General features: G+C 57.0%; 17 protein-coding genes and 3 pseudogenes. 8 read left to right on the plus strand and 12 right to left on the minus strand.

Annotated elements, in window-relative coordinates; genetic code table 11:
• Position 1 precedes the first annotated feature (1 nt).
• From MTR72_RS40395 to ectB, 3 genes and pseudogenes are all read left to right on the plus strand, one after another.
• A pseudogene (locus MTR72_RS40395) lies at positions 2–79 on the plus strand (hypothetical protein); the annotation flags it as partial.
• 37 nt (positions 80–116) lie between these two features.
• Positions 117–470 carry an IS66 family transposase gene (locus MTR72_RS40400; RefSeq protein ID WP_445819596.1) on the plus strand — a complete coding sequence of 118 codons (354 nt, stop codon included), beginning with the start codon at positions 117–119 and terminating at the stop codon, positions 468–470.
• Positions 471–1,658: 1,188 nt separating this feature from the next.
• On the plus strand, positions 1,659–2,909 hold the full coding sequence (ectB, locus tag MTR72_RS15625; protein ID WP_341510639.1) for a diaminobutyrate--2-oxoglutarate transaminase: 1,251 nt from the start codon (positions 1,659–1,661) through the stop codon (positions 2,907–2,909).
• A 183-nt stretch (positions 2,910–3,092) separates the two neighbouring features.
• Here ectB and MTR72_RS15630 read toward each other — a convergent pair.
• Positions 3,093–4,192 (minus strand): annotated as a pseudogene (locus MTR72_RS15630) (IS3 family transposase).
• A 258-nt stretch (positions 4,193–4,450) separates the two neighbouring features.
• Here MTR72_RS15630 and MTR72_RS40405 point away from each other — a divergent pair.
• The 3 genes from MTR72_RS40405 to MTR72_RS15640 all read left to right on the plus strand — a co-directional run bounded on the left by MTR72_RS40405 (position 4,451) and on the right by MTR72_RS15640 (position 6,759).
• On the plus strand, positions 4,451–4,855 hold the full coding sequence (locus MTR72_RS40405) for a transposase family protein (protein ID WP_445819586.1): 405 nt from the start codon (positions 4,451–4,453) through the stop codon (positions 4,853–4,855).
• Between the two features lie 80 nt (positions 4,856–4,935).
• The gene (locus MTR72_RS40410) at positions 4,936–5,607 is read left to right on the plus strand and encodes an ISAs1 family transposase (RefSeq protein ID WP_445819597.1); all 672 of its coding nucleotides are present in this window, start codon (positions 4,936–4,938) and stop codon (positions 5,605–5,607) included.
• A gap of 201 nt (positions 5,608–5,808) precedes the next feature.
• The gene (locus MTR72_RS15640) at positions 5,809–6,759 is read left to right on the plus strand and encodes an HpcH/HpaI aldolase/citrate lyase family protein (RefSeq protein ID WP_341510521.1); all 951 of its coding nucleotides are present in this window, start codon (positions 5,809–5,811) and stop codon (positions 6,757–6,759) included.
• Between the two features lie 708 nt (positions 6,760–7,467).
• On the opposite strand, the gene MTR72_RS15645 is transcribed toward MTR72_RS15640, so the two are convergent.
• From MTR72_RS15645 to MTR72_RS15665, 5 genes are all read right to left on the minus strand, one after another.
• Positions 7,468–7,731: a hypothetical protein gene (locus MTR72_RS15645; protein ID WP_341510522.1), complete on the minus strand. Its 264-nt coding sequence runs from the start codon at positions 7,729–7,731 to the stop codon at positions 7,468–7,470.
• 111 nt (positions 7,732–7,842) lie between these two features.
• Positions 7,843–8,268, minus strand: a complete 426-nt coding sequence (locus tag MTR72_RS15650) for an ABC transporter permease (protein ID WP_341510523.1) — start codon at positions 8,266–8,268, stop codon at positions 7,843–7,845.
• A gap of 984 nt (positions 8,269–9,252) precedes the next feature.
• Positions 9,253–9,384 (minus strand): hypothetical protein, encoded by a 132-nt coding sequence (locus MTR72_RS15655; RefSeq protein WP_341510524.1) that lies wholly within the window; start codon positions 9,382–9,384, stop codon positions 9,253–9,255.
• An 82-nt stretch (positions 9,385–9,466) separates the two neighbouring features.
• Positions 9,467–9,844, minus strand: a complete 378-nt coding sequence (locus tag MTR72_RS15660; RefSeq protein WP_341510525.1) for a M24 family metallopeptidase — start codon at positions 9,842–9,844, stop codon at positions 9,467–9,469.
• Between the two features lie 122 nt (positions 9,845–9,966).
• On the minus strand, positions 9,967–10,350 hold the full coding sequence (locus tag MTR72_RS15665; protein WP_341510526.1) for an aminopeptidase P family N-terminal domain-containing protein: 384 nt from the start codon (positions 10,348–10,350) through the stop codon (positions 9,967–9,969).
• A gap of 668 nt (positions 10,351–11,018) precedes the next feature.
• Here MTR72_RS15665 and MTR72_RS15670 point away from each other — a divergent pair.
• Positions 11,019–12,440: an amidohydrolase gene (locus tag MTR72_RS15670; protein WP_341510527.1), complete on the plus strand. Its 1,422-nt coding sequence runs from the start codon at positions 11,019–11,021 to the stop codon at positions 12,438–12,440.
• Between the two features lie 160 nt (positions 12,441–12,600).
• On the opposite strand, the gene MTR72_RS15675 is transcribed toward MTR72_RS15670, so the two are convergent.
• The 6 genes from MTR72_RS15675 to MTR72_RS15700 all read right to left on the minus strand — a co-directional run bounded on the left by MTR72_RS15675 (position 12,601) and on the right by MTR72_RS15700 (position 18,777).
• Positions 12,601–13,701, minus strand: a complete 1,101-nt coding sequence (locus MTR72_RS15675) for an ABC transporter ATP-binding protein (protein WP_341510528.1) — start codon at positions 13,699–13,701, stop codon at positions 12,601–12,603.
• A 13-nt stretch (positions 13,702–13,714) separates the two neighbouring features.
• On the minus strand, positions 13,715–14,515 hold the full coding sequence (locus MTR72_RS15680) for an ABC transporter permease (RefSeq protein WP_341510529.1): 801 nt from the start codon (positions 14,513–14,515) through the stop codon (positions 13,715–13,717).
• Positions 14,505–15,302, minus strand: coding sequence for an ABC transporter permease (locus tag MTR72_RS15685; RefSeq protein WP_341510530.1), 798 nt, complete (start codon positions 15,300–15,302; stop codon positions 14,505–14,507). The genes MTR72_RS15680 and MTR72_RS15685 overlap by 11 nt, the downstream gene beginning before the upstream one ends.
• A gap of 376 nt (positions 15,303–15,678) precedes the next feature.
• The gene (locus MTR72_RS15690; RefSeq protein ID WP_341510531.1) at positions 15,679–16,731 is read right to left on the minus strand and encodes an extracellular solute-binding protein; all 1,053 of its coding nucleotides are present in this window, start codon (positions 16,729–16,731) and stop codon (positions 15,679–15,681) included.
• A 140-nt stretch (positions 16,732–16,871) separates the two neighbouring features.
• Positions 16,872–17,582: a hypothetical protein gene (locus tag MTR72_RS15695; protein ID WP_341510532.1), complete on the minus strand. Its 711-nt coding sequence runs from the start codon at positions 17,580–17,582 to the stop codon at positions 16,872–16,874.
• 34 nt (positions 17,583–17,616) lie between these two features.
• On the minus strand, positions 17,617–18,777 hold the full coding sequence (locus MTR72_RS15700) for a M24 family metallopeptidase (RefSeq protein WP_341510533.1): 1,161 nt from the start codon (positions 18,775–18,777) through the stop codon (positions 17,617–17,619).
• 236 nt (positions 18,778–19,013) lie between these two features.
• Between MTR72_RS15700 and MTR72_RS15705 the strand changes: the two are divergent.
• A pseudogene (locus tag MTR72_RS15705) lies at positions 19,014–19,292 on the plus strand (transposase); the annotation flags it as partial.
• Positions 19,293–19,427 lie beyond the last annotated feature (135 nt).

The following is a 19,427-nucleotide window of genomic DNA, read 5'->3' on the forward strand; positions in this document are numbered from 1 at the left end:
CATGAGCGCCTCCTTGGCAAGCTCAAGCAACGGGCCAAAGCTGTTCGCCGACGAGACGACGATGCCGGTGCTTGATCCCGGCCGCGGCCGCACCAAGACCGATCAGCTCTGGGCCTATGTGGCGGACGAGGCGCTCAAGCATATCGCCGAGTTTCTATGCCATCGAGAGGGACATCCGTGGCCGCAGTTCCGAGGAGCGCCGTCTCCTTCGGCAACAGAAAAGCCGAGCACTGGTGGAAGCCTTCGAACGATGGGTCCGCGCAAAGCTCCCGTTGATCAGCCAAAAGGGCAAGTTGGCCGACGCGATCCGCTATGCGCTCTCACGCTGGGAAGGTCTGACGCGCTTCATCGATGATGGTCGTATCGAGCTCGACAACAACGGCGTCGAACGTTCAATCCGTCCGATCACGCTCAACCGGAAAAATGTGCTGTTCGCAGGATCCACGGCGGTGCCCAGCACTGGGCCATGATCACCTCCCTGGTCGACCTGTAAGCTGATTGACGTCGATCCGCTAGCTTACCTAACGACGCGCTCACCAGCATCGTAAACGATCATCCAAACCGCGACATAGACCGGCTACTGCCCTGGGCTTACCGCGCTCAAGCCCTCAAAGCCGTGGCCTGAGAACGACGCTTACCGTTGGTCCAAGGATCACTGGGTTGGTCAAGCGATGCTCAATGCCATGTCACAGATAGGCTCGGTCGAAGGGAATGGGCGCGCCAGCTTGCGCTGGCGCCATTACGGTTTTTGGGCGGGTCCGTGAGCTGGATACCGTCGCCGGTCAGTACGGTGTGGATTGGTAAGGGACAGCTGCAGCCACCTGTCGAGGAAGGCCCTGGTCGCGGCACATCACCCGCCTCCCAAAGGCACAATTGGTGGTCCGGTCCACCGCCACGAATAGATGGAATTTGTCTTCATCGGCTCGGACGTCGGCGATGTCGATGTGGAAGTAGCTAACGGGGAACGATCGAAGGGTTGTCAGACGAGCCTGTCGCCGGCGATGTCGGGACAAGCGGCTATTCCCTGGCGTCTCAACCATCGCCTCTTCCGTGGTCGAGAGTACCGTCGAGCGCATAGTCTTGCGACCGATTGGCGCATCGCGCACAAGGCGCGTTGCGCCACTTGGCGACGATATTCTGATTGACAGCGTGCCGAACGGCTATCGCTTTTGAGCGAAGCCCTCGATTGCTATATTGCCGCTCGGACCCACGTGATCGTGAAGCTGCCATGGTCCTCCCAGAATAAGGGGGCAGCATGCCAGACTCTCCACTAGACACCTGGTCGTAAGCCCGACTCCGCGGCAGATCGGACGACTGCCGCGCGCGCTTCAATGCTTGGAAGTGCTGCGTTTAACGAGCGTCGTCACAACAGAAGCTCGATCCTCCTCGACTCTTCCGCGTCATCAGCTCGAAAGTTGTTATCGTGCGCAGGTGTACATGGATAGCTCCCGATTTGACACCACTGCTATTGGTAGGTTCGTAAATCTCGGCTCTCAGGTAGTTAGTGGTCCCTACTCAGACGGACTTCGTCCCCCGGAGAGGGCGCGCAAGTTTCGCTCGGTGTATCGACAAGCTCCGTTCGACAGAAACGAGCTTATTCTTTGAACCAATTAGCCGCGGAAGAAGCCATGGGAGAAATGACTAGCGGACGACTCACTATCAAAACTTGCGAACGGCTTGAATCTGCCGTCCGCTCGTATTCGCGTAATTTTCCGGCTATCTTCAGTCGAGCGCGGGGCTCTGTTATGTTAACGGAAGACGGCCGCAAGGTTATCGATTTCCTTTCGGGCGCGGGAGCGCTAAACTACGGCCACAATAATCACGCGATCAAGGCAGCTATAACAGAATACTTGATATCCGATGCAGTAGTCCATGGGCTTGACATGGCCACTCCCGCAAAGCTCGAGTTCATGGAGACCTTCAGCTCTGTCATCCTTCGGAAGCAGCGGCCGCAATATCGATTCCAGTTCACGGGACCAACAGGCGCCAATGCTATTGAAGCAGCTCTAAAGTTGTCCCGCAAAGTCACGGGACGTCAAAACGTCATTTCATTCACGAATGGGTATCATGGGATGAGTTTGGGAGCGATTGCGGCATCAGGCAACCGTTACTATCGAGCGGCCAGCGGGTGTCCTTTGTCCGGCACGACCTTCATGCCCTACGATGGCTATTTTGGACCAGCTGTTGATACGGCCGACTATCTGCGAAAGATTATGCTGGACAGTAGCAGTGGCATCGATCTTCCAGCTGCAATTCTCCTTGAGACTGTGCAGGGCGAAGGAGGAATAAATGTGGCTCGCAAAGAATGGTTGTGGTCAATTCAAGAGCTAGCTAAGGACGTTGGTGCTCTTTTGATAGTTGACGACATCCAGATGGGCTGTGGTCGCACGGGGGACTTCTTTAGCTTCGAGTTCGCGTCATTGTCTCCGGATATCGTCGTGTTGTCGAAATCGCTAAGTGGATATGGTCTGCCTCTGTCAATGTTGCTTATCAAAGAGGAGATCGACGTCCAGCAGCCAGGAGAGCACACTGGGACCTTTCGAGGAAATAATCTCGCCCTTGTAGCTGCAACAACAGCAATAAACGTTTATTGGCGCAGCAACACGTTCGCGCAAGGAATTCGCCATACTGGTGAACTTATGCGGAGGCGACTTGAGACGATCGCAATCACCCATGGAAACGGTTTTTCTGTTCGGGGACGAGGATTGGCGCTTGGGTTTGACTGCAAAATCGCCGAAATCGCGGCGGCGACAACACGCAAGGCTTTTGAAAGGGGTCTGATTGCCGAACGATGTGGCCCCGACGATGAGGTTGTAAAGTTCTTGCCTGCACTCACGATCGACCTTGACACACTGAATCAAGGCCTCACGATATTTGAAGAATCGCTAATCGAAACGCTAAGGCGTTGAAGACATTCTGGAGTTCGGACTGTTGCTCATTGGCCTTCGGTCGTTTGCGCAGCAAGTTGTCCGTAAGCTAAATCTTGTTTTCACTTGACCTACCACTGAATTTTCATCCAGCAGCGCTTAGAGTCTCGGGTTTTGCAGCGAGACCTAACTTTGGACCCCAAGAACTAGAGTTTTTCGACCTTGTCACGTTGGCGGGCTGGATGCGCCGACGTGGTTTTGCAGCAAAAGCGGCGGCCGACTGCCGATCGCCCCATGGGGCTGCTCTTCGTCATAATATCGGCGGCAAGTCTCCACTCTTCCCTGGGCATCCGCAAGGGATAGGATACCAGTGGACGTTGAGGCATTCGACCCGGAAGCGGCCGTTGAAGTCCTCGATGAACGCGTTGGCTGTCGGCTCGCCGGAAAAGTCCAGCGTGACGCCGCGCTGATAGACCCACAGGTCAAGATCGCGCGACACGAACTCGCTGCCTTGATCGGCGCGGATCGTTGCCGGAAATCCCACTTCATTGCAGGCCCTTTTCGCCACGATGTCGCTGCCGCGGAAGGTGAACCGTGGCTGCAGCACCGGTGAGAAGCGGGAGAACATATCGACGATCGTAAGCACGCGCAGCTTATATCCTTCGCCAACTGATCGTGGACAAAATGCATCGCCCAGGTCTCGTTCGATCGTGCGGCCGGCCTGCGGCGCCGTCGCGCAGCTTGGCCTTGCCCCGGCGCTTGGGCGTTTTGTTGTGCAATTGCAGGCCCAATTCGCGATAAATGCGCTGTGTCTTGTTTCTGGCCATGGCGCCAGCCTTCATGGCGGAGCAAGACGTGAACACGATGATAACCGTAGCGACACGAACATGGCGGGTCTCGCTGATCTTCTGTTCGAGGGCAACCTGGCCGGAGCGACGGGATCTGTAGTGGTAGGTCGAGCGGTCAATTCGAGAGCGTCACAGGTAGTGCGGATCGAGATCTGCCAGTGGCTGCGAACCTCCTCGACCAGGCTTCATAGCTTTCGGCGGATCACGTCCTGCATTATCTCCTTCTCGAGCGACAGATCGGCGACCGGCCTCTTCAACTTGCCGTTCTCCTCCTCGAGCTGCTTCAGCCGGCGCTCCGTCGGTAGCAGTCCATCCTACTTCCTCTTCCAATTGAAGTAGGCCGTCTGGGTTATCCCGGCGTTACGGCAGATCTCCACACAGCAAGTGGCCCTGCTTCAGGATGATCGCCTTCTGGGCATCCGAAAATTCGTGGCCTTCATCTCCGTCGCGCTCCTCCCAGCCGAGGGGATTCGACAGCAAAAACTCTAGCTCAAAATGACCAGTTTGCCGGACTCAGATCACAATTTTGGGTAGTCTCACATGCGCTCAGGATGACGCGCATTGACGGCTGAGGGACTATCAGGAAGAGGATTGGTCGCAGCATCTCCCAACTCTTGAGATCAGCTGAGATTCTGCCAGTGACTTCATCTGATCAATCACAGGATAACGTGCTGAGTCGCCTCTTGAGCTCCGGTTTGATCACGACGAGCAAACTCGCTTGTGTCAGAGATGAAGATGCGGGGCGAGTTCTCCGTTCTCGGAACCACTAGTGGTTGTCCACAGGGCCCGCTCGATGGGGCAATCGGCAACGCGCTGCACGATTTGCTGGACATCATCGTCATTACACTGGCCACGATCCTGTGCGGCGAACAGGGGGCGACGGACATGGAGGTGTTCGCGTCTTCCAAGGAAAAGCTGTTGCGGCAGCTCCTTCAAGTGGAGCATGGAGTTTCCAGTCACGACACGTTCAGCCGCGTGCTCAACGCGCTCGATCCGGTGGCTTTCGAGCAAGCCTTCCGATGCTTTATGGCAGCACCTTCGCCGAGGCCAACGGGATCAAGCTCACCTGGTATGGTGGTGGACGATGGCGAGGCGGTGCGAGGAGCCTACGAGCGAGGCCGCAGATGGTCGATGTCTTAGCCACCGAAGCGCGCATGGCGCTTGCTTCGCGCATGGCGCCGGGCCGCAACGAGGCCCGAGGGGCCCTGGAAGTGCTGCAGATGCTCTCGCTCGAAGGCTGCATCGTTACGGCCGACGCCCTGCATTGCAATCGCCCCATGCAGGGTGCTCGCAAGCGGCGCCCGCTACGTGCTGACTCTCAAGGAAAACCAAAGCAAATTGTTTGCGGAGGTCGAGCGCTGCTTTGGCCGCTCGGGCAAGCGCAGCGTGACAGCTCGAGCCAAGCACTCACGATCGATCCGAAGCAAGTCGCGCTATCGTCATGCGCACGAGCAACCTGGAAATGGCAAACCGTTCCCGGAGTGGCGGCTATCGGCCGCATTACCTCGCGCCGCCGGCTCCATGGCCCCGCAGGGAAACCGGCCGTGCGGTATTACGTGCTATCCAAGTACATGCCTGCAAAGAGATTCCTGCAGGTCGTCCGAAGCCATTGGAGTATCGAGAATCAGTTGCACTGGGTGCTCGACGTCGTCTTCGGCGAGGACGCCTGCCGAACAAGAACCAACATGGTCCCGAGAACTTTGCCACCCTCCGGCGGAACGCGGTCAATCTCATTCGCGCCTACCCAGCCCGCATCTCCATGCGCCAAAAGGTTAAGCGCGCGGGGTGGGAAGACGCCTTCCTTCCCCAACTCATCAGCCGCATGCGATGGCCCTACCCGGAACCGGGCTCCTGCGCCTGGTCGAGTCGTTCCCACATGTCTATCGCTATGATCGTTGAGCGTGCCGGGAGGTCAGTCCAGCTTGACCTAGTTGCGTCCGACGATCTGCTCCATTTCAACCCACAAGTAACCGTAGGTGCGCCGGCACTTCAAATGTGCAAACATCAGGCAGGTCACGACCGCTGACTTTGTGTCAGCAAGAGTCACTGAGCTCAAATGCGGCATTGGAACATGTAAGTACGAGGAAGAAAGCATGCCCCAGACATCTCGAGATGCGCGCTGGTATCGCTCGATGCTCTACATCCCCGGATATAAACTGGATTGGATGTTGAAGGCGCCCAAATACGGATCGGATGCCCTTATGTTCGATCTCGAAGACTCGGTGGCAATCACTCAGAAAGCCGACGCTCGTGACGCAGTCGCCACAGCTATTAAAGAGCTCCGCACCGGCGCCTTCGGACGCTTCGTGAGACTCAATGGGTGGCGAACAGGCTGTCTGCTCGACGACCTTTTTGCAGTTGTAATCGACGGCCTTGACGGTGTGGCTCTGCCTAAGACTGAAGATCCGGAAAGCGTTGCTGCTATTGACCTTGTGCTTGGGGAGTTGGAGAGATCGCGGGGGTTGCCGGTCGGACGAATCGAGATTTGCCCTCACGCAGAAAGTGCGGCAGCGATCTACAGGCTTTACGAGATCTGCATGGTCTCTCAGAGGATCAAACGGGCCGGCTGCTCTGGTGGACCGACTCCAGGTGGAGACGCGGCTCGCTCACTCGGCCTGCAGCTGGATGACGCCGCCGATGAAGGGTTTTACTTTGGCGCCTATTCCGTGCTGCAGGCTCGCGCGGCCGGGATTCTACAAGTCGAGGGCGCCATGACCGTGCGGTTGGACGATCTCGATTTGGTGCGGCGAATCGGCGAAAGATCAAAGCGCCTAGGCGCTTCGTTTGGGCCCGCTATCCATCCGAGCCATATCCCCGTCATCAATCAGATCTACTCACCGTCGCAGGATGAAATCGATGAAGCGCGGGACATCGTGTCCTTCGCTGCGGAGGCCACTGCCCGCGGCGAGGGCGCGGTTCGATACAACTCGACGAGGATGGTGGGTTATGCGCCCGTTAGGACTGCTCTGAACGTTCTCAAAAGAGCTCAGGCAGCCGGAATCGATATTGGCGACGTCCCGACGCTTGAGCTGCCACGATTTTGAGAAGATTGGGATTGGCTGACCAGGCCGGCGACTACGACCGCAAAGTCGATCGGAATGGGAGAGTGCGGAGATGGAGCAGGCGACACGAGTTTTCGGGCCGCGGGATTATTTTGGAAGGCTTGCCCGGGGCGCCCTATCCAGACCATCGCGGCCTCCGAGCAAGCGCGGTCGGTGAGTGAGGGTGCCTCGTCGCTCGTCTTCTACTCAATCGCTTGCAAACTTTGCACGCCGAAGGATACAGTATGTCAACCATTTCCTTATGAGTATGTTCTGGTGTATCAATCGGCCGAGTACGTGTGATGAGTAGGCGCGGGACTTGAACATGCCGGCGCCTCCCCGCCGCCCATGGGAAGCGCCTATCCTGGATAGCCGATGATGTTCATCGCAGCCACATCGGAGGCAATGTGCACGATCAAAATTCCGAACATGCCGCGATGGTGCCATTGCCGATGCATCAGCCGCTCGATCCTCCACGAGTAGCGCTACGTGGCTGCACCCGCAACGCGTCGTGGACATCGCGGACTGCCATAGCATCCGCCGCCGTCTTGATGTCTTGATGTCTTGATGTCTTGATGTCTTGATGTCTTGATGAACCTATCGGATTTCCGCCAGGAGCGTGGCATTGGCTGTTACCGGACGGGTCGCCCCGCGACATCAAATAGCCGGCTGGCAAGATCTCAAGCGCGGCCCACATCAGCCTCATTATGTTCAATTTCCGATAAAGGTCGCCATCGATTTAACATTTCGCGCTCCATGCGCACCCATTCGTTCTCCAGGGCCGATCTCTGGAGCCCGGTCCGGCAACGTCGACGTCGCCTGTGTGATGGGGCGCCACGCCGCCGATGCCAGCGCCGGGCGGACGATCGCGGCAAACTCACCTGCGCTCACTTCAAGGTCGATGTCCTGCAACGCATCAACTTTGCCTTTGCCTACGCCGAACGCTTTCGAGACGCGGCATACTGTAAGCGGCAAGCATCTGGCCCGTGCTCTCGGCGGGCGCATAGGCAACGACTTTGTCTTCCAATTCCTTGAGTGCGCGGATCGGCGCGTCCGCGTGCCTAATGACGCACATGACGTTTGAAATCACCCGACCCCATCCAAGTTGGCGTTCGCCGGCAGCAATAGATAGCCGAGTCCAGAATTGGCCCCGATCCACTCGGCGATCACTGCGCCCATCACGGAAAAGCGACCGAAACTTTCGTGCCGGCGAAGATATTCGGCAGGGCCGTGGGAAGCCGAAAAGAAGCATCTGCAGGTATTGGCGCGGGCAGACCTCGCGAGCTCAATCATCTCCCGCTCAATGCTCCGCGGGCCAAAAATGGTGGAGAATAGGATCGGGAAGAATACCACCAGGAAGGTGATAACGAATTTGGGGCCAGGTCCCAGACCGAACCACACGACGATGAGCGGCGCCAAAGCGACCTTTGGAAATGTCTGGCTGAGGATCAGCCATGGCATCACCGCGCGCTCGAGCGTGCGTGATGCGACCAGGACGATCGCGATCGGCACACCGATGATAATCGACAGCACGAAGCTCCCCCCAGCGTGATGTAGATCGTGATCCAGCTATGATGAAGCAAAAATGAGGGGGCGTCGGCAATGCGCCAGATCACGTCCCTGGCAACGGCAGGAGATAAGGAGGTATGCGGAAGAGTTTTACGGCCGCGTACCAGATTCCGAGCAACGCGACGACCGTGCTGATGGGATATAGGATTGAAGCGACCCAGTTGAGCATCGGTGGAACCCGGGAAAGGCTGTCCGCGCACACGCATGGTGAACGAGAGACACCAAATGCGTGAAATCGGGCCGATTTGCGCCTGAATTGCTGCCGCATACGGCGGCAGCAACGAGCACTCCAAGAGGAGAGCCCTGTATCGGGAGCCTCGTCGACTAGTCGCTTAGCAACCATAACCACCTCCCTTGTGATGCGGGCAAGGTCCAGTGTCAGCTAGCCGTCCCATGTCGTGGCGCCAAACTCCTCGCAGCGGTCCATTCCCACGACATGAATCTCGTAGAGTCGATAGCTGCCGCTAGAAGATGGCGTGCCGAGAGGCTAGCTGCCTCGGCGGTAATCACACCGACGCGACGGCCTTTCGCTACCGTGGACGCGATGAACGGAATCAACATGAGCGATGACGAGAAGACCGGAACGCTGACCGCCTCACGCAATTGGTCCTGAAACAGCACGGCAAATCCGCACGACGTTGTGATGGCATGACAACCTTGATCCTCGAGGTAACGAGCACCTTCAATTCAAGGCTCTATCCCGTTCCGGCTCCTTGGTTCCCGGATCCAGGGCGGCAAGATCGCGCACCGTTCGGCTACCAGAAGCCCCCTTCACGACGTGATGCATGACTGGGAATGGGGAATGAAGATGCACTGCCAAATCGCACCCGGCGGCCGCGGGAAGCGACCTTCGATCATCAGAATGCCAACTCGATGACCATAGACATTACGACCTCCCTCGAGCACATTGCTTTGCATTGCGTGCCCTCAGGTTTCGCACAGCAGTTCGCGCGGGAAATGGGCGAAGACCTCGGGGCCTTGCAACGTGACCGCGAAGGTTTCAGAGATCATCATTCCGTAGTCTTGAGTCCAGATAGCGGGAATACAGTGGAACGTCATGTTTGGCTCCAGTTCAGTCCGATCCCGGCGCGGATTTTTGCGGTAAACTCACCCCAAGTTGGGGGTACCCAATGCCAACTGGTCAGCCAATTCGGCTGTCCTTCTCGACGCCATATCGTGAGATGGCCGCCTTCCACGCGTTCGCCAGCTCCTCACACACCACGCCGGGCCGCACGTTGTCCAGCACAGACTGCAAGCCCTCCGCTATCACCTTAGCGGCGAGCGCCATCCGTTCGGTGGGCTTGCCAAAGATAGATGCAGCGAGAAAGCGGCGAGTGACAGCGATGCCTGACACCACCGAGTTCGATGCAGAACAGATCGTTTTTTGAGCGGCGCATCGGTCCAAGATAAAGTGTGGCACAGAGCAATATTCGCCCACCATGGCGTTAGGCGACTTGCATGGAAACGTTCCGCTAAACTCAAGCAATCCCGCCGTCGTGACGCGGTAGACTTCGGCCATGACATCGCACTGGCGCGGCCGGTAGCGCCGCGTCAAAGGTGGCTTGCTGGGCTGCAGCAGAAATGCGACCGGCTTGGCGCAGGTACTCGAGTTCGCGCTCGGATTTCACCATCCGGCAGCGATTAACGAGCAAGACCCATCGACGAAATCGGCATTCGGAATGTTTCTTCCCACTTAGCCGTATAGTAGTAATCGTCAGTCTCAACGCCGATTCTGCCGCCAACCCATCGACGGCGCTGGAGCTCCTCGCTGACGAACTGCATTGGGTGACGTTCGGATGAGCCGACATATTGATCCGGATAAGGGACGACGTTCTTTGGGGCGAAAAATGCAGTGAATTTTGCTCCGACGGCATCCATGCCTCGACCAATCCAGATCGGCGCTTCTTCTTGTTGGCTAACCACCACCATCTGAGGGGTATAAAAGGACCATCCATCGTAAACGGTCAGCCAGAATTGATTTGCCGGCGAAGCCACCAACAGAAGATCGATACCACGCTGCGCCATGGCGTTCTTCACGCGTGCGACACGCGCCAGTATTCCGATTTGTCGAACAGCAGCATTCTTGCCCCTTCTTGCTCCTCTAATTTGGCCCGGAGGGTTGCCCGCGGCAAACATTCTGTCTAATGAATAGTTCTGAGGAAACGATAACCGAGTGGTAATGAGGCGCCTCAACGACTGCTCAGGGCGTTAGGTGTTCCGAGTCCGGCAATGTGACGGTCGCCGTAAACAAACCCGGAATTTAGGTCTAAACCGGACGCACAATTGCTGCTTTTGTCTCCAGGAAACGCACTTTTCGAGCAGGATCACGCGTACTTCGCCGTTTTGTGGCATGTAGCGTCGTCTAGTCCATCAGACGTAGCAATCGCGTCGCCGAACGCTGTAAGAACCCGTACATTTTCCGGCGAACCTGAGTAGTCCATCCGACGTGAGCTTACAGTCTCTGGAGTAGCCTCTAGCATGCGCGGAGTTCTTATCCTCCTTATAGACGCACGCTGCGTCCGACAGCCCCTATCGGTAACGCGCGATAGCCTGACTTTCAAGGTGCGATGACCACGTCGAAACAAGCCGCCTGCGCGCACCATGAATGTCAAACAGCGATAGGGACAATGCATTCGTAAGCTGCCACGACGGATGCGGCTTAGATCCGAGCAAATGATAGGGACAGACCTTAGATGAGAAATTCCGATGCAGTTTGGTGCCTTGTCGAAGAGAAGGCTCCAGGGTTTCACAGACTAAGTGACCATGTATGGGACAAGCCAGAGCTGAACTATAGCGAATTTGCCGCTTCGGCCGCGCACGAGAAGATGCTGCGTGAGCAGGGTTTTCGGGTCGAAACCAAGATCGCCGGTCTGCCCACGGCCTTGATGGGTGAAGCAGGTGAAGATGGCCCGGTAATCGCCATTCTCGGGGAATTCGATGCGCTTCCAGGGCTGAGCCAGGAGGCCGGAGTTCCTTTTCGCCGACCGCTGGTCTCTGGCGGCAATGGACACGGATGCGGCCATAATGTGCTGGGCGCGGCGGCGTTGTTGGCGGCGACAGCAGTCAAAGACTGGTTAGCCGCAGGGGCTAGAAAGGGTCGCGTGCGCTACTACGGATGTCCTGCAGAGGAAAACGGCTCGGGGAAAGGATACATGGTGCGCGCAGGCGTTTTCTCCGACGTCGACATCGTAATTTGCTGGCACCCTGGCGATTTCACAGGGGTATCCAAAGCGCGTTCGCTGGCCTGCGTAGAAATGGAGTTTACTTTCGAAGGCCTTGCGGCTCACGCGGCAGTCGCGCCGCATTTAGGCCGAAGCGCACTCGACGCCGTCGAGTTGATGAATGTTGGCGTAAACTACCTGCGAGAGCACATACCTTCGACCGCGCGAGTGCACTATGCGATCACTGATTCCGGTGGCAATGCACCGAACGTCATCCAAGCTCGAGCGTCCGCCCGCCATCTCATTCGGGCGGCCGACCTCGATGATCTTTGTGATTTGACCGACAGAGTGAAGAACATTGCGCAAGGCGCAGCCTTAATGACGCAAACTTCCGTAAGGCAGAAGCAACTTTCAGGGGAAGCCAATCTGGTTGCCAACCGACCACTTGAGGAGGTCATGCACGCAACACTTCTGCGCCTCAATGGGCCAGGCTTTGATGCCGCAGATCGAAGGTTCGCCGCCGAGGTCCAAAAAACCTTCTCTGCGGACGACATCCGGACAGCGTACGCCCGCTATGGCTTGGTGCCACAAGAAGGCGAGGTTTTGAGCGAAGGCGTTTTTCCTATGGATTATGCCGGCGAATACCTCATTGGGTCGACTGATGTCGGCACCGTCAGCTGGGTTGTACCGACGGTGCAGTGCCGTGTGGCGTGTTACGCGATCGGTACACCGGCTCATTCTTGGCAACTAGTGGCACAGGGCAAGACGCCAGCGGCACACAAAGGACTGACACATTCTGCGAAGGCGATGGCCGGAGTCGCCATCGAACTTTTGTGCAACGAGCACCTACTTAGATCAGCGAAGTTGGAGTTTGACGCTTTCCGGGCGAGGCACCCGTTTAGGAATCCGATCGCAGATGAGGTCGTTCCGCCACTCGAGATGGCTGCGAGCTGACGACCCGACTAGCACCGCCAACCACGATTGATCGTTGCCCCCCTCAGGAACGGCGTCTCACGGACTCGCGACAAAAGCGCCGAGAGCTCCGACTCATCCGGCTGGCCTATGCGCCCTATCGGAATGTCACTGGGGATTAGGCGAGCGGCCTTTGCGTAGGCTATTTAAGGGCACCTTCGGCCGGAATGACTCGAATGTCGCTCGTGTTAATAGTAACGCTGAGCACATCTCCGGCTTTTGGATGGCGCCCAAACGAGAACCACTCCTGCATTGTCAGTTGTTCTCCATTTACGTCGAGTACGAGCCGGGTCGCGCCCCCGTAGTAGTGCGCCTGAAGTACGCGGGCCTGATAAGCGGGCCCGGCTACGCCATCGGACGAGAGCTTGACGTGCTCCGGCCGTACTACCGCGGTGCCGGGTCCAACAGTCCATTTGCCAGCAAGACGCAGTCCAGTGGATGAGGTGAAAGCGCCATCCGCTCCCACCGCTCCATTCAACAAAGAACACCAACCAATGAATTTCGCGACGAAGGATGTCGACGGCGCCTCATAGATCGCGCCAGGTGTGCCAACTTGCTCCACATGACCAGCATTCATGACGACAACGCGGTCCGACATCGTGAGCGCCTCTTCCTGATCATGGGTCACAAACAGCGTCGTGACATCGACCCTACGCACGACTTCTCGTAGCTCTTCCCGCATGCGAACTCGCAACTGAGCATCGAGATTTGAGAATGGTTCATCGAGAAGGAGCACAGCGGGTCGCATCGCGAGCGCGCGGGCGAGCGCGATCCGTTGTTGCTGGCCGCCAGAAAGTTGCGCCGGAAGGCGGTGGGCCAAATGAGTTAACTCGACAAGGGCGAGCATCTCCTTCACGCGTTTTTCGCGCTCGGCGCGCGGCCATTTCAGGTTTTCTAGGCCGAATGCGATATTTTCAGCAGCCGTCATATGAGGAAACAAGGCGTAGCTCTGAAATACCATTCCAGTATCGCGCCGATATGGCGGCTGATGAGTCATGTCTACGCCATTGATGTTTATCGTGCCCGACGTCGGCTCTACGAACCCTGCGACCATGCGCAGCGTAGTGGTCTTGCCGCAGCCTGAAGGCCCCAGCAGGCAAAGCAATTCGCCACGGCTTACAGCAAGCGAAGTGTTTGCGACAGCGGCGACTTCGCCGTAATATTTGGAGACTGAGCGCAATTCGACGACGAATTCATCGCCTTGTCGCACGGAGTTTTCACGTTCTTTTGACAAAACAAGCATCTTCTCTCCTAGTCTAAGCCAATCGTTCAGCACCGATCAGACGCTCAATTGTCAGAATGACGGCCAACGTCACCACGATCATTAGACTCGATACGGCAGCCACGAGCGGGTCATAGCTAGTGTCGACGTAAGCAAAGATCTGCACCGGCAGAGTCACGTGGCCACCATAGGTGAGAAACGAGGACACGGTCACGTTTCCGAACGATGTCACAAAGGCGAAGATGGCGGCGGAGAGCAAGCCGGGCAGTATGAGCGGCAGGGTAATGCGTCGAATGACCAGCAGCGGCGTCGCCCGCAGATTCATCGCCGCCTGTTCGAGTTGCTGATCGTACAGGCTCAGGCTCGCGAGAATCGTCCGCACTACATATGGGATCGCAAGAACAAGATGCCCCAGGAGTAAAGGATAGATTGTCTGGGTAAGATCCAACCATGCGAAGAGCTGTAAGAGTCCAATGCCGAGCACGACGGCCGGAACAATCAATGGCGAGAAAGCGAGGCCCTGCAGAAATTCCTTGCCTCGAAAGGAATATCTGTTGATTGCGAATGCGGCCGCAAAGCCAATCGATAGCGCAATCACGGAAACCAACACGGCGATGTACGTGCTGGTCCAGAGCGCACTCATGAATAAGTCGTTCGCGAACGCCGCTTTATACCATCGCAGAGAGAAGCCGGCGGGAGGGAAATTCATCCTCTCTCCGCTAGTGAACGATGACGTGATCACCAGAAGCGCTGGCAGTGCTAACATTGAATAGACCAGCGCGCGAATAGCGGCGCCCGAGACCCACATGAGATAGTCGACAGGATCAGACCGCATGACGTCGCCCTCTCATTATAAACCGCCATCCAGCCAAGGCATTGAGCGCTGCTGTAAAGCCAAGCCCGCTCGCGAACAGTATGAAAGCCATTGCGGCGCCAAAGGGCCAATTCAGCTCCGTCATAATGCGCTCGTAAATCAAGCTGCCAATCATTGCGACGCGAGTTCCGCCGATGAGTCGCGGAGTGACAAATGCCGAAATTGAAAGCACAAAGACTAGATTGAAGCCAACGAGAATGCCAGGAAGCGCGAGGGGGATGATAACCCTTTTGAAGGTGACGAAGCGATTCGCGCGCAGATTTGCTGCCGCGTGCTCAAGCACGGGATTTATCTGAGTGACAACGCTCATGACAGACAAAATCATGAATGGAAGAAACTGCTGTACTAAAACAATCAGCACGGCTGGTCGGCTAAAGAGGAACGTTTTCGGCGAAGATAATATACCTGTTTTTACGAGAACCGAGTTAAGGAGTCCGTTGCGGCCAAGTATAATCAGCCAGCCGAATACAACGACCACGAGGCTGAGCGTCAGCGGCAAAATGACGATGATCGTTCGCCACCGCCGCGCAATAGCCGGCAGGCGCGCTAGCGAATATCCAGTGGGGAAACCAATCGCCAGACAAATCAAACTGACGATAAATCCATCGGCAAATGTTTCGAACAGCACTGACGAGTAGTAGGAATCCGAAAAGAAGTGCACATATTGTTTAAGGCTAAATCCTGTACCATCGAGAAGGTGATTACTGGACAGAAAGCTCGATCGCAGCAATCCCAACACCGGCACCACTAGGAATCCGGTGAGGAGCAAGACGATTGGGCCCAGCAAGAGCGCGATAGAGGGATCGTATCGAGACTTCCTCACAACGAACCTTTCATAAGTTGTCACAACTTGCGGACATCTAGAGATGTCAGGCGGGCTCCAGGATTCGCCTCGTGGATGCCGAGTTCGGCCGCCACGGGGATTTTCCGCACATCGCAGGATCGCGCGGCATCACTCAGTCGGCGACCGCACAACGCACTTGCCTCTCTAAGTATGCTCGCTCCTGCGACTAAGCACCAACCGCGCGGGCCGGCCTTTCACACCTGCATTCGCTACAACGCTCTCCTCTATAAAGATTCGAGGCATCCTATAATGTGATGCATGCATTTTTCGTTCCATATGACTAGCTTCTAAGTATTTTATTGACCCGCTCAATCCGAGCGCTGCGATCTGCGGTCCATCGCTCCCAGTCAACTTTCTTTTTCAGAGCACTGCGCTCAGGCGAATTGAAGAGGAGATCTTGACTAATTTCCGCCGGGATGGCGACGTCGGTGGTGGCGCCGTAGCGAAGCGCTTCTGGTAAACCAAGGATCCCTTCATCGGAGAGCAATTGGTCAGCATACGCGTATGCTGCTTCAGGGTACTTCATACCTTTGACGATATTGATGTAGCTGGTGACCGAGTAAATGCCTTTAGGTGGAATGACGCTGACTATCGGAACTCCCTTCGTCCGCAATTCATAGGCGCGACCGTCCCAGAAGAAGCCTGCGTATGCCTCTTCATTCTGGAACATCTGCAGCTGCGCCACGGTCGCCTGAGCGATCGCGACGATGTTCGGTTTGGCATCGGCCAATACCTTGTAGGCCGGTTCCATATTCGAGACCGAGCCACCATTTTCCTCCGCAAGACCGAGAAGATACAGACCGGTGGAGTCGAAGGTCGGCGCCGGAACAACTACGTGAGCCACCAGATCGGGGCGCGCAATGTCGGAATACGACGTAAGTGGCTGTTTGATGTAATTTGAATTATACACCGGAATAATAGAAGGCACACTGAAGGGAACGCCGTACTCCCCAAATTCGCGGAAGCCGGGTAGGACACGCTTGATATTCGGAACTTCTGACGCCCTGATCTCTTCAACTACACCAGCCTTGAGAAGCTCGATCATCTGAGGACTGTCTGCCGTAAACAGATCGTAAGGAGGATTATCCCTGCTGGCGAGCAGTTTGACGAGGGCAGAGGATGTCGCTTCGGCGTTATATTGGATCTTCAACCCGTACTTTTCTTCGAGCGGCGCGGCCACCCGTTTTCGGAGGACGTCATCATAGACGCCACCCGATCCGTTTACGCGCAACGTAATGCCCGCAAATTTCTTCGACTGAGCATGGACGTAAGGTGCGGCCAGAGCGCCGACTGCAGCAAATACCGTGACCTTTAGAAAAGTCCGCCTTTTCATTTTCCAGTCTCCCCTCTTTTGGTTCCCTTAGATGAGTTGATCGTCACGAACCGCGGCTTGGGCAATTCAGCGCCCCCAAACGCGCAGGGCCTCCAGGGCGTAAACGGTGCTCTCCCCGCTCAAAAAGTAAAGTGTCGTTCTCAGTCGAGGCACGCCATTGTCATGCGGCAGAGATCGGTGATGTCGTATCCAGGTAATCCTGTGATGCGACGGATTGCCGGCGCAACGATTGGGAACCCCGCACATTCGAACAGAATGGCCGCGACCTCCGGATGCGCAGATCGGAGACGCCCGACACAGGCAATGACGTCAGCCTCCATTGCGGCGACATCGATTGGTGGCACCGGACGCTTCAATTCATCCTGCCAGAATTTGCCGCCTTCGATGCCGCCGATAACAATCCTTGCACGCTCGGCGGTATTCCCGATCCCTAGGACATCCTCGCTGCAATGCGTCGAGTCGTACGTCAAGACAGCGACCTTGGCGTGCGATGGCAGCTGTCGAAGTAATGTCGGCAGCAGCAGCAGACTTGACATTAAAACAGGCACATTAACGGCCTCAGCAACCGCCGCCTGATGCCGGACAGTGAAGCCGCAATTCGAGCTTATGGCGATCGCGCCTCGATCAACCAGCCGCCTGGCCGCAGCGACATAGGGCGCTTCGAGTGCAGGATCCCCGCGAACTACGTTCTCTACCCAAGCTCCCGGCACGGTCTCGAAGATGACCGGGAATTTAAACGTTGCCGAGCTTCGCATCGTTCCGGGTAGAGGCAGCGAGGTAGCACCCGGCGGCGACGGTCCCCTCTCGAGACAGAGGATCCCGAGAGGACGCGCGTTGGCTTTCAATGTCACAGACGAGCCTCCCTAGGCCATTAATATCACGATTTCAGACACGATGCAGCGTGTGCGGTGTGCCGCTTAGCACTTCGGCACCACGGTCCGTCACCAAGACGTGCTCGCTTGTCCCAAACAGGCAGCCGGTGTCCCCGAACAGAATGTAAGGCATGTGCAAGGTCATACCGGTCTCCAGGAGATCGCCGGCACCTGGCTCAAGGCTTAAATTTCCGCGCTCCGTCCAGTTGATGCCAGTTTGGTATCCAGCCCGATGGCGAAACACGCGTCCGCGCCCGAGTCGCTCGATGACCTTGCGCCCAGCCGCATCGACCTCGCCAGCGGTTGCGCCGGGCTTGATCGCGTCAATGGTGGCCTCAAGGGCATCAACAGCCAAAGCGTGGAGAGATTCCGCTTCAGCATGCCGCCCGAGCACCGCGCTCCGGACCAGGCCCACGGCGTACCCGTACTTCCAGGCCCCCATTTCTGTCATAGCCGGCTGATTGTTTCTGATCGGATTTGGCCCCGGACTGCCGTGCGCCAGCCTCGTTCGCTCACCAAAAACCAGAGTACGAGCGGGACGCATTTCGCCGCCAGCCCTGTTCACTTCCGCTTCGATGATCGCAGATACCTCCGCCTCGGTGACGCCTTCCCGGAGCGAATTATGAAACACGCGAACGGCCAAGTCAGTCAGAGCCATGACATCGCGCATGACCTCAAGCTCACTCTCGCTTTTCACAGCCGCCACGGAAGCAACCAATCGAGAAGCATCGGCAACCCGCATGTCGGGAAGCTGCGCCTGAAGCGCATGCAGATCAGCCGGCGCGAGATTCCAACAGCCTAGTTCGAACCCAACCCGGTCCTGCTGCAATCCAAACCGTCGAAGGACTCCAGCGCATTCCTTGGCGAAATCGTACTGCTGTGTGTAGCCAACAATATCGTCGATACAGCTCTCTGCACGAACCGCCTCCACCTCGAACTCTCGAACGACAAAGGTCGGAGTTCGCCCGGGCGCCAAGATCAATGGGAATGGCGCGAAGTATCCACCATATCCGTGATAGCCAGTAAGATAGCGGAGATGACCATGCGCCGTCACCAGAAGCGCATCGAGGTTTGCCCGCTCCATTGCGGCGAATACCTTCTGGTGACGTCGCTCGTATTCCGATCTGCAAAATGGAACACCCGTGAAAGGAATCAAAGGGATTTCCTCGGTCATGCGCCCTTCCGTTGCTCTTGGCAAAACTATACTCGCCTCGACGCGCCTTCCGTGCATTTTTGAAGGAAGACGACAGTATTACTGCACCGTGGATGATTTTGCGCAGGAAAACGGTGCGATGCAGCCAATACTTACCAAAATTCCCTCCACTTGCTGAGACAAACGGATCTCGATCTATGAACCTCCTCCGAATTGATGGACACCTGTAGTAGGCTCGAAGAGCCAGGAGGTGTCGGATGGAAGGACGTCAACGTCGGTCGTTTACGGATGACTACAAGCGGCAAGCGGTTGATCTCGTAGCGTCGAGCGGGCGCTCGATCGGATCTGTTGCCAGGGAGCTTGGCCTGCGCGATTCCGTGCTGCGGCGGTGGGTGGAGCAGCGAGGGGCCCGGCTAGAGCCGACGGCGGCGACGCGGCGCCCCACAACGCAGGCGACGCTGCCGTCGGCGGACCACGCGGCGGAGATCGCGCGTTTGCAGCGGGAGAACGAGCGGCTGCGCATGGAGCGCGATATTTAAAAAAACGGTCCAGCACCGTGGCACGCCTGCGCGGCGTAGAAACAGCCTTGTGCTATCCTCGGCGCTGGGAGGGTAGCGGCCGCTGGATTATTGGAGGCACAATCCCCGTTAAAAAACATGGTCCATGGGTGC

This window comes from Bradyrhizobium sp. ISRA442 (genome assembly GCF_038085055.1).
Classification (GTDB): Bacteria; Pseudomonadota; Alphaproteobacteria; order Rhizobiales; family Xanthobacteraceae; genus Bradyrhizobium.